At 62.1% G+C, this 11,412-nt stretch carries 8 protein-coding genes; 2 read left to right on the forward strand and 6 right to left on the reverse strand.

Annotation, left to right across the window (positions count from 1 at the left end; genetic code table 11):
• Nucleotides 1–13: 13 nt before the first annotated feature.
• Nucleotides 14–1,219 carry a multidrug effflux MFS transporter gene (locus HV670_RS24260; protein ID WP_175107554.1) on the forward strand — a complete coding sequence of 402 codons (1,206 nt, stop codon included), beginning with the start codon at nucleotides 14–16 and terminating at the stop codon, nucleotides 1,217–1,219.
• 414 nt (nucleotides 1,220–1,633) lie between these two features.
• Entirely contained in the window at nucleotides 1,634–4,414 is a 2,781-nt protein-coding gene (locus tag HV670_RS24265) for a diguanylate cyclase domain-containing protein (protein WP_175107555.1), read from the forward strand.
• Nucleotides 4,415–4,499: 85 nt separating this feature from the next.
• On the opposite strand, the gene HV670_RS24270 is transcribed toward HV670_RS24265, so the two are convergent.
• The 6 genes from HV670_RS24270 to HV670_RS24295 form a co-directional block, all read right to left on the reverse strand.
• Nucleotides 4,500–5,987 (reverse strand): MdtP family multidrug efflux transporter outer membrane subunit, encoded by a 1,488-nt coding sequence (locus HV670_RS24270; RefSeq protein ID WP_175107556.1) that lies wholly within the window; start codon nucleotides 5,985–5,987, stop codon nucleotides 4,500–4,502.
• On the reverse strand, nucleotides 5,984–8,149 hold the full coding sequence (locus tag HV670_RS24275) for an FUSC family protein (RefSeq protein WP_175107557.1): 2,166 nt from the start codon (nucleotides 8,147–8,149) through the stop codon (nucleotides 5,984–5,986). Before HV670_RS24275 ends, HV670_RS24270 begins: the two co-directional genes overlap by 4 nt.
• Nucleotides 8,150–8,158: 9 nt before the next feature.
• The gene (gene mdtN / locus HV670_RS24280) at nucleotides 8,159–9,217 is read right to left on the reverse strand and encodes a multidrug transporter subunit MdtN (protein ID WP_175107558.1); all 1,059 of its coding nucleotides are present in this window, start codon (nucleotides 9,215–9,217) and stop codon (nucleotides 8,159–8,161) included.
• Nucleotides 9,218–9,234: 17 nt separating this feature from the next.
• Complete coding sequence (locus tag HV670_RS24285) at nucleotides 9,235–9,477, reverse strand: YtcA family lipoprotein (protein WP_175107559.1); 243 nt, start codon at nucleotides 9,475–9,477, stop codon at nucleotides 9,235–9,237.
• Nucleotides 9,478–9,795: 318 nt separating this feature from the next.
• Nucleotides 9,796–10,161 carry a response regulator gene (locus HV670_RS24290; RefSeq protein ID WP_175107560.1) on the reverse strand — a complete coding sequence of 122 codons (366 nt, stop codon included), beginning with the start codon at nucleotides 10,159–10,161 and terminating at the stop codon, nucleotides 9,796–9,798.
• 38 nt (nucleotides 10,162–10,199) lie between these two features.
• Nucleotides 10,200–10,838: a response regulator transcription factor gene (locus HV670_RS24295; protein ID WP_175107561.1), complete on the reverse strand. Its 639-nt coding sequence runs from the start codon at nucleotides 10,836–10,838 to the stop codon at nucleotides 10,200–10,202.
• Between the last annotated feature and the right edge of the window lie 574 nt (nucleotides 10,839–11,412).

Consider the following 11,412-nt stretch of genomic DNA (forward strand, 5'->3'; position numbering starts at 1 on the left):
CGAACGACAAATCATGACACCCCGCTTTCTTCGCATTGCCATTGTGCTAGGCCTCATCACCGCCGTGGGTCCATTTGCGATCGACATGTATCTGCCCGCCCTGCCCTCGATCGGCGGCGCACTCAATGCGTCACCCGCCGCGGTGCAGTTGAGCCTGATGGTGTTCTTCATCACGCTCGGCCTGTGCCAGCTCGTGTATGGGCCGCTCTCGGATATCTTCGGCCGTAAGTCGCCGATCTATGTGGGCCTCGCGATCTTCACCGTCGGCAGTATCGGGTGTGCGTTTGCGCCGACCATCGATGTGCTGATCGGCTTTCGCATACTGCAGGCGCTCGGGGCATGCGCGGGCATGGTGGTCCCGCGCGCGATCGTGCGCGACATGCATACCGGCCATGACGCCACGCGGCTCATGTCCCTGCTGATGCTCGTGGTTAGCATCTCTCCGATCCTCGCGCCACTCACCGGCAGCATCATCATCGCCGCCTTTGGCTGGCGGGGAGTGTTCTGGGCATTGACCGTCGCGGGCGGCATCGCCTTCGTCCTGGCCGCGACGCAGTTGAAGGAAACCCGGGAAGCCCATCATCGCGCCGATAGCTCGTGGGGCACCGCTTTCGCGGCTTATCGCAAACTCTTCACCGATCCGGAATTTCTCGGCCTGACTTTCATCGGCGCATTCGGACTCTCGTCCTTTTTCGTCTATCTGTCGAACGCGTCCTTCGTGATCATCAACCATTACGGTCTGTCGCCGACCATGTTCAGCCTGTGCTTCGCACTCAATGCGGCTGCCTTCTTCGGCGTGAACCAGCTGGCCGCGCGTCTGACCGCCCGATACGGCCTGCCGCGCGTGATTCGCGTGTCGGTCACCGGCTTCGCGGTTTCCATGACCGTCGGCGCCGCGCTGTTCATCGCGGGCACCGACAGTCTGCCGGTCATGATGCTTTTCCTGTTTATCGGATACGGCTTTCTCGGCCTGGTCCTCCCGACCACAGCGGTGCTGTCGCTCGAAAGTCACGGCGCGATCGCGGGCACCGCTTCCGCCCTGATGGGCGCGCTCCAGTTCGTCGTCGGGGCTGCCGTCATGGCGCTCTCGGGCCTCTTCACGGTCGGCGCGCCGAAGCCCATGCTGATCGGTATCGCGGCCTGCGCCATCACAGCCTATGTGATCGTCCAGTTCACCGTGCGAGTGGAAGCGGGCCGCTTGCCGGCCGCAGCGGAATAAACTGGACGATGATGCGATGTGCCGTGCTGGCCGCACGGCATCATCCTTGTCCTTCCTTTACTTTGAGCACGCTGGCCAAGATATGTGTCTTCGCCGCAGGTACGATTTGCGGTCTTGACGAAATGGGCAACCACGGTCTTGGCTGAGCTTCCTTCGGCATTCCCGGTGCCCTGAGCAATCCCAGTTCTCCCAGTACTCGTTGCACCGGGATACCCGACCAAGTCGAACCCCTGGTCCGAGCTGTTATTTTTGTTAGCCTTATTTTGTCGGCCTTATACTGTGCTCAAACTCGTGAGCCCAGGCGCACTGCGGGTCGGCACATAGCGGGGGCCGATCCATTCCGGCAGCACGCCTGCGGTATTCACGCCCAATTTCATGCCGAGTTTGCCCCTCCCGGACGGCCGGTACCCGACGATGCAGAACCCATTCATTCGCTTGCTCGCCAGGCTGAGCGTCGGTCGCAAACTGCTCCTGATCTATCTGCTCGACCTCACGGCCGTGATCTTCATCAGCGGCATTCTGATTCACGAGAAATACATTGCGATCGATTTCGCACGCAAGGAAATCGCGGGCAATCTCTATATCGGTTCGGTACGCGACGGCCTGATCGATATCGCCCGGGCGGGGAACGGTCAATTGGACGTGATTCCGGGGCTGCGCCGCTTCGAAGCCGCGCTCCGGGACGCCCAATCCGAGCACGGCACCGGTATGAACAGCGCCGACGTCAGCATGAAGGCCCGCACTGCGGTTGCCGCGCTCGTGCACTCGAGTGGCCGCTGGCAACCGGACGTCGACGATGCGCTCGGCGCCTCGCTCGAACTCGTGACGCGAATCGGCAACCAGTCGAACCTGATTCTCGATCCCGACCTCGACAGCTACTACACGATGTCGCTGCTGATCCTCCGCTATCCGGCGCTGATCCAGGCGGGCAATCGGATCGGCGAGCGGCTGCACGACTCGGCCATGCAGCGGCTCGCGCAGAATGAAGCGCGCACCCGTTACCTGATTCTCGAAGGCCAGCTCGACGCCACGGTCCAGGGCCTGCAATCGGACTTGAATGAAGCCGTCACGGCCAATCCCCCTCTGCGCACGACGCTGGAGCCTTCTAAACTCCGGCTGTTCGCCGCCATCGACGCCTACCGGAGCGCGGCGCGCAGCCAGGTCGATGCGCCAGTCGACGATGCACGATCGCTGGCCCAGGTCGAGGTGGCGCAGCGCGCGCTGCTCGACACGATCCAGGTCTCCTGGCAGGCCACTGCCGTCGAGCTTGACGCGCTGCTCAAGAAACGCGTCCACGAGCTCTACAAGAGAATGTGGCTGCACCTCGGCACCGCCTTGTTCCTGCTCTGCGGCCTGCTGTGCATGGTCTATTTCGTCGCGCGTCAGATCGCCGAGCCGTTGCGCAACCTCTCGCGTGTGATGGACACCGTGCGCCGCACCGGCGACCACACCCTGCGTGCGCGCTGGAACAGCCACGACGAAATCGGCCGGCTCGTGCGCGGTTTCAACGGCATGCTCGAACAGCTCGATCACGAACGCGAGGCGCAAAAGGAGCGCGCGGCCAGCACGCGTGCGTTCGAGGCCCAACATGCGCTCGTCGAGGCAACGCCGTTCCCGATGGTCGTCACGGCAATCCCGGACCACCAAGTACTCCACGCAAACCAGCCGGCCGCGCGATGGCTCAACGGCGCGGAGATCGATCCGTGGGCGACCGGCCTCGACTCATCGGTGCGCGCCCGCTTTTTCCAGCAGTTGTCCGATCGCGGCGCGGTCGATGAATTCGAAGTGCGCTGGAAAGGCAGCGCCGAGCCCGCCTGGGCCGTATTGTCGGCGCGGCGTCTGCAGTTTCAGGGGCGTGACGCTGTACTGACCGCGTTCGCTCCGATCAATCACCTGAAACTCCTCGAACAGCGGCTGGAACTGTGGGCGAAGGTGTTCGAAGGGTCGTCCGAGGCGATCCTGATCATCGACGCCGACCACTGCGTGCTGACCGTCAACCCCGCGTTCTTCAGGAGCACAGGCTACGATGGTGCAGACGTGCTCGGCAAGCAGCCCGACTTCCTGGTCGCAGGCCTGCCCGGCGACGGTTCGATCGAGGCCTTGACGCAGGTGACGAACCGGCGCGGCTCGTGGCAGGGCGAAACACGCATCCGCAAGCGCAATGGCGACGAGTATCCCGCGTGGCTGATGGTCAGTGTCGTGCGTGAGAAACAGGGTGACGTCTCCTATTTCATCTGCACCTCGATCGATATCAGCGACCGCAAGAAGAGCGAGGCGCGCATCGAGTTTCTCGCGCATCACGATGTGCTGACCGAGTTGCCCAACCGTGCGCTTTGCACTGAGCGCCTGAGGATCGCGCTGCGCCATGCGCGGCGCATCGGACATCGCGTCGCGGTGCTGTTCATCGACCTCGACCGCTTCAAGAACATCAACGACTCGCTCGGCCACCACGTCGGCGACGGTCTGCTGCGTTCCGTGGCGAGCCGGCTGCTGCGTTCGGTGCGACCGACGGATACCGTGAGCCGCCTCGGCGGCGATGAGTTCATCGTGATCCTCAACGGCGTCGAGAGCCGCGAGGAAGTGTCGCACACCGTCGACCAGTTGATGATTCCGTGGATTCGCGAACCGCATGATGTCGGCGGCTCGGCGATCCATGTGACCTGCAGCGTCGGCATCGCGATGTTTCCGGAGAACGGCGGCGATATCGACGAACTCCTCCAGCATGCCGATGTCGCCATGTACGACGCGCTGCGCGCCGGTATCGAAACGTTCGGTATCCGGCCCGGCCAGCTCGAACTCGAGATTACCGAGTCGACCCTGATGGACAATATCGAGAGCGATTTGCCGAAGCTCGTCGCGATACGCGCACTCGGTGTCCGGCTGTCGATCGACGACTTCGGGACGGGCTATTCGAGCCTGAACTATCTGAGCCGCTTCCCGCTCGACCGGCTCAAGATCGACCAGTCCTTTGTGCATGACATGCTCGACGATCCGACCAATCTGGCGATCACTCGCGCCATCGTCGGGCTCGGGCATACGCTCGGGCTTCGCGTCGTGGCCGAAGGCGTCGAGACGCAGCAGGAAGTGGACGTCCTGCGCACCGCCGGATGCGATGAGCTGCAGGGCTTTTTCTTTGCGAGCCCCCTGCGGGCTTCCCAGCTCGCGACGTGGATGAACGAGCAGGCGCCGGCCTAGTTGGAATGGCCCGTTCGGTGACGTGTGCTGCTTGGAATTCGAGTCGCTTCGCGCGCAGCAGTTTTGAACAGCATGGGCGCGCCGTTCAACGCGGCTTCAGTTCGACGGGCGGATCGGCGCGATAGCCGCCGCCGAGCGCCTTCGTCAATGCAATGTCCTGACTGAGCATCTGGCCGTTGAGCGTGAGCAGCGCAACCTGTTCGGCGATCACCGGCTGGCGTGCTTCGAGCGCCGCGAGCCGGCTCGTCAGTCCGCGTTGATAACTTGCTTCGACGCTATCCCTCGCGAACGCAATCGATTCGATCCGTTGCTTCTGCAACTCGGTCTCGGCATCGAGGGCCTGCAGACGGGTGCCCGTCTGCGCGACATCGCGCACCGCGTTGAGGACGGCCTGGTTGTACTGCTCGATCAACAGGTTGCTTCCCTCGCGTGCGCCGCTCAGGTTTGCGTTGAGCCTGCCGCCGTCGAAGATCGGCAAGTACAGGCCCGGAATCAGGTTGATCTGCTGGCTTGCGTGCGTGAAAAGGTCCGCGAGATGCAATGCGTTGAAGCCGAAGAACGCCTTGATGTCGAAGCTCGGATAAAACGCCGCCTTCGCGGCGTCGATCCGGTCGAACGACGCCTCTACATACCATCGCATCGCCTGCAAGTCGGGCCGCCGGGCCAGCAGTTCGTAGGACAGCGTCGCCGGCAAGGCCTCCTGCAAGCTCGGCAGCGCGACGGGCTCGATGGCGGGCAGGCCATCGGGTCCCGCGCCGACCAGCGCCCGCATCGATTCGCGAAACTGCTTGATCTGCGCTTGCGCCGATACGATTTGCCGTTCGATGGCCAGTTGCTGCGCGCGTGCTTCTTCGACCAGCGTGCGGGCTTCGAGGCCACGCGCCGAACGCCCTTCGTGTGCTTGCACCGTGAACACTGCTATCTCATGCGATTCGTTCAGCAGATTGATGAGCTGATAAGTCGTTTGAATGCCGTAGTAGAGCTGCGCGACGTCCGTCGAGATTTCGAGTTCGACAGCGGACGTCTCGGCGAGCCGCGCATTGTTCACGCCAAGCGAAGCGGCGATCTGCGCACGCTGCTTGCCCCAGAGGTCGACGTTGAGACTCGCGCCAAACCCGACGATGCCCTCGGTGTACCAGGGGCCGGTCAGGCCCAGCGCCGGCTCGTCTTTGGCGAACGGCCCGAGAAAGCCGTGCGCGGACACATGCTCGCGGTCGAGCATACCGAGCGCCACCACCTGCAGACTCGAACCCGTCTTGACGAGTTCGACATCCGACATCGCCTGCGCGACGCGCGTGCGCGCGATCACGATCGTTGGCGCATCGGCAAGCGCCTGATCGATCAGCGCGTCGAGCCGCGCATCGCGATAGCGCGTCCACCAGCGCGCGGCGGGCCAGCCATCGCGCGCGAGATGGATGTCGTTCGCGAGATCGATCTGCGCGGGCGCGATCTCGGCATTGGGCGTGCCGTTATGGTGGATCAGCGCGCAACCCGACAGCGCGAGCGGCATCCACGCGACGCATAGCAAGCATCGACGCCATCGCCAATCCCGCAAACCCGATCGCGCATTCATGTTCGTAGTGCCTGTGATGAGGGTGCCGCGACGGGTGCCTCGACGCACCAGTCCGGCAACCCCGCGACCTGCCGCGACAGTTCGTCCGCTGCGGCGATGAGCGACGCGTCGGCCGGTTGGGTTGGTTGCGCCGGTTGGGTTGGTTGGGCCCGTTGAGTCGGTTGAATCGATTGGGTCGGTTCGACACCTCGCGCAGTGATCTCGATGCGCCGCGGCGCATGGGCGTCGGGTGGGTTGGCAGCAAGTTCATCCGCGTACCGGTTGATTTCGACGGATGCCTGTTCCTGTGTCGAGCGCACTGCATCGACCGCTCGTGGGCTCCACGATCCCGCTTGTGCCGCCAGCGTGTTGTGCAGCGCATCGCCCGCCAGCATGATCTCGCGTCCCTGCGCGAGAACCGTTTGCGCGCGCAGTGTCAGTTGCACCTGCTCCCCTTCCTGCCAACCTGGCTCGAGCGCGACACGCGAGAGCGTCGCCTCGCAATCGGCCAACACGGCCCATGCCTGCAACTGGCGCTGTGCATAGGGCAACTCATCCCGCCTCCCAGCGCCTGCCCGTGATGCATGCAGCTGTGCGGCAATAGCGCGCAACAGGGTTGCGAGCTTCTGCCGCAGCATGTCGCCCTCGCCCTCCCGCCAGAACGACATCTGCACGAATGTCGCCACGCCGACACCCAGCAGAATGCCTACCATCCGGTCGCGGATTTCGGTGAGGTTGGTGGTTGGGCCGAACCGTTCGAGCAACGCGAGCGAGAACGTGAACACGACCTGGATGCCGGCATAGCCGATCCGCTCCGACCCGGCCGATATCCACGCCGCCAACGCGACAACGGGCAACGTCATCAGCAGCAGGCCGGTGATGTCGTCGAGATGCGGAATGACGAACACCACCATGAACAGCGCCAGTACACTGCCGATGAGGGCCCCGGTCAGCCGCAGCAACCCACGCTGCACCGATGCGCCGAGGCTCGGCAGCGCGACGATCAGGCAGGTCAGCATGATCGTGTGAACGCCCTGCCAGTTGACCGCGTTGTAGAACACGTAGCAGACCAGCACGGCGAGCAGCGTCTTGAGCGAAAAGCGCATGTACACGGGATTGGTCCATGCGTCGGGCGCGAGCATCGGCTCGCTCGCGGGCGGCTTGCCGGGCGCGGCGGCACCGCTTGCGACAAGATTGGCGTAGGCGTGCAGCGCACGCTGTATTTCGGCGGCAGCAGGCATCGTATCGGCGACGGCAAGGTCTTCAGGCGTCGCGGTGCCGACATAGCGATAGGGTTCGTCCGACATCACCGCTTCGTCAAGCGCCCGGGCGTTCGCGAGCAGCTCGCGCAACATCGCGAGCCGCGCTGCCGATGCCCTCGGCCACGTATCGGGCAGCTCGCTCGCGCTGCGATAGAGACGTGACACTGTCGCGATGCATGCAAGCTGCATCGCCTGATGCTCGCGAAAGTGGGCATCACGCATCGTCGTGAACCGCAGCAGCTTCTGCAGCGAGAGCGCACCTTGCTGGACGGCTGCCAGCGTGATCGGCGCGGCGCTCGTCGTGCCGTCGATCAGTCGCGCCAGCTGCGTTTCCAGCGCCGCGAGTTGTCGATGTATTTCCGCCTTGAGTTGCAGTTGCGGTTCAGCAGGCAACAGAAACGTGTTGACCACGAGCGTCAGTGCGATCGGATAGTTGACGGCGACCCACACCCACAACACCACCCGGATCAGCAGGTCGGCCTGATCGGTCTGGTCCACAAAGGTCTGCACGTAGATCACGACGATGGCGACGATGAAGAACACCACGCCGATCTTGAGAACGCGAATCAGATATACGCTGCCGAAGAACAGCAGGCTCGCGACCACGATGCGCAGCAGCGGATAGTCGAATGTGAACTTCAGCAGCAGGATCGACAGGCCGATCCCGAGCGTCGATCCGACGATGAACAAGATGCCGACCAGCCGCGTGAGCACCACGTTCGACTGCGTGACGTAGAACACCACCAGCAGTGAGAGCGCGAGCGACGGCACCTCGAGTGCCATCGACACGACGATCACGATGGCGCTCGTCAGCATGCAACGCAACATCACGTTGACGCGACCGGGGAAAGGCGCAAGCTCACGCCTCAGGAAATCGCCTGCATTGCACAGGGTGAGGGGCAGGTAGTCGGCGGCGGCCATGGGCGCTCCTCAATGACGCTCGCCGTCGTTGCCGCGCCCGGGTTCCAGCACGGCCACCGCCGAGGTACCGATGCGAAACAGCTCCGGGTTCGGACTGTCGACCCGGATCTTCACCGGAAAGCGTTGCGATACATGGACCCAGTTAAGGGTGCGTTCAATACGCGGCAGCCCGCCGGGCAAGGCAAGGCCGGCTTCATCGGACGCGACGCCATAGCTGATCGAATCGACGTTGCCCCGAAAGCGTTGGCTCGTATCGCTCATCAGGTAGACCGTGGCGGGCGTCCCCGTCCTGATGCCCTTGAGTTCGGTCTCGCGAAAGTTCGCGACCACGTACCAGTGACGCGTGTCGATCAATGTGAAGACAGGTTTGAGCGCCGTTGCAAACTGGCCAGTCGATGTCTTCAATGACACAATGCGCCCGTCGAACGGTGCTCGCACGGTCGCATACTCGAGGTTGAGCTCGGCAATCGCGATCTCCGCCATGACGACGGCGCGTTGCGCGACCAACGCATCGACGCCGCTCACAGCCGCTGCCGCCTGCTGCGCTTGCAGTTGCGCGGCGCTGAGTTCGGCCTGCGTGGCGCGTTGCGCCGTGCGCGCACGGTCGACGTCTTCCGCCGACACATAACCGTGTGACAAAAGGGGCTCCATGCGGTGCAGCGTATCGGACGCCTGGCTGGCTGCAGCTCGCGCGCGCTCGACGGCCGCACGCACCGACTGCGCGTTGTACTGCTGCGCATTGACCGTGCGCTGGGTCAGTTCGATCTGGCTATCGAGCGCGACGAGGGACGCCTTGCCCCGCGTCACCGCATCCTGATACGGACGCGGATCGATGCGGAACAGCAGATCGCCCTGCTTCACCGCCTGATTGTCGTGCACGGCCAGCTCGACGATGCGCCCGTTGACCTCGGGCACGACGTCGATCGTATCCGCATAGACGTAGGCGTCATCGGTGCGCGGCGCACGGTCAAGCAGCCGGATGACGAAAAGCAGCAACAGCAGCGTCACCACGACCAGGACGATGGCTGGCCATTTTCTCTTTGATGTCCTACTGACTGTCGTCGCCATTCATCCACCCGAGAGATTCAATATTGGAACAGCATCAACCAGACAGCGAGTGAAAGGAAAGCGACAAGCGTCGGATACACCACGGCCGAAGGTTTCATCAGTTGGTCGACCTTCAATCGCGTGACAATCAGAGAGATGACGACCGTGAGCACAACGCCCGCGACGATACTGAACAGCCAGGTCGGAAAGTACGCGCCGAGCACGCCAATGGATGGCGAACTTGCGCACCCTGACATGAGAACCGAGGCAATCGCGACCATCGCGGCCATCCGGATTGCACGCTCGGGACATCTGCCTCTGGCGAGTGGGATATGCCGTTTCAAAGTCGTCCCTGTGGTCGGAAGCAACGTCACATCTTGCAGTTACGCCGATCCGTTTTGCCTCAGGTTTCGGGCTTGGACAGCGCGGGAAACAGCTTTGGGGGTTCGTCACAATAGCGCCGGAACAGGCATTCCGCATTACATGAATATGCAATGTCGCCGCAAGAAACAACAATGCAACATTGCGCGCTGAGCTCAGCGTCACATCGTGCATGCCTCAATCGTGTGCACCCACGGCTTAATTCAAACACCAAGCGTTCAAGCGATACTATCCAGCAGGTCCAGCAACGCGTCTCCGTCGACAGGCTTTCTGAAGAAACCCAATGCGCCTCTTTGCAGATAGTAGTCTTCCGTATGCTCGCTCGGTTTGCCTGTGATAATGATGACCGGCGTGGCTGCGTCCCGATGAACGGTTCTATCGAGCACTTGAATACCGTCAATGGGTCGCATGCCCAAGTCGGTGATCACGCATACCAGACCCGAGTAGCCGTCGGAGAAAAAATCCAGCGCAGATTCATAGGCCCGTGTTCCGTACCCGCCAGAGGCCAGCAGATTGGCAAGAGACGTCAGAACGCGTCGGTCATCATCAATCACGGCAACGGTCCGAACCGGAGGCGTGGGCATTTTTTTCTCCGGGAGTCCAACAGAGAATGAGCGTTGGGTCAGGCATCGAACGTGGTCGTCGACGATGCGCCGAGTTGCAGTCTGCTCGCCTGCCTGACCAGCGTGGCAAAAGAATCCGCTTGCATTTTCTTCATGATGTGGCCGCGATGCACCTGCACGGTATATTCGGTGATGCCAAGGATGCCCGCGGCCTGCTTGTTGAGCAGGCCCCTTGCGAGCAACGGCAGAAGCTCCTGCTCACGAGGCGTCAGCGATTGATAGAGCGCCCGGAGCGCCGCCGTATCTTCCGCCTCTTTGCGAAGAACGTGCGCCTTGTCGAGTGCCGCGTCAATCGCGCGCATCAATGCATCTTCATCGAGAGGCTTGGTGAGGAAGTCAACCGCCCCGCCCTTCATGGCAAGGACCGTGGACGGCACATCCCCCCTTCCGGTAATGAAGATGACCGGAATCCGTGAGTCCTTGCTGACAAGTTGCTGGACCTCCAACCCACTCATACCTGGCATGCTCAAATCCAGGATCAGACAGGCAACGACATCCCGACGCGGTGTGTCCAGAAACTCTTTGCCGGAGTTGAATGCGTGGACGTCTCTTCCGTTTGCGCGCAGCAGCGCAGAGAGCGCGTCCCGCACCCGTCTGTCGTCGTCGACCACATACACCACTTTGCTTGCGGATTCCATGGCCCCCTCTGTTGCTAGATGAAAGCCTCTCCTGATCTCGGCACGCCGGCCCACGATAATCTCGCTGAATGTCTTTCTCACGCGGTCGTTCCGACGAAAAAATTATAGTCGTCAGAATCGTCGACCGGAAGTATGGAAAGCCGTGTTTTGCACTACATGATTATGTAATGGCACAACCTGGTATGAAGTCATAAGTTCATCTTCTCGCCTCATTGGCATGACCAGTAGCCTATATTTAGGCGTCCTCGGACGTGCATCAGAGCTATCAGCCCAACCATTCTACGCTCGACGCGCACGGCAAACAGGCAGTCAGTCCGACGGCACATAGTATCCCTATCCGATGTACCGACGAACTCCGAGGGAAGACCAAGCCAAGCATACCGCCGACATCGAGTTCGACTTACCTGGTAGCCTGCCCCCGGTGTTCGTCGACCAGATACAGATTCAGCAGGTCCTTCTTAACGTAAGCGCGTCATCAGCGCCGCCTTGACATAGCATCTGTTCTTTACCGCTTGTGGACCGATGACATGGCAAGGGAACCGCTGTTTGTATTGAACCGGATGATCGTTGTCCT

The organism is Pararobbsia alpina (genome assembly GCF_902859895.1).
Classification (GTDB): Bacteria; Pseudomonadota; Gammaproteobacteria; order Burkholderiales; family Burkholderiaceae; genus Pararobbsia; species Pararobbsia alpina.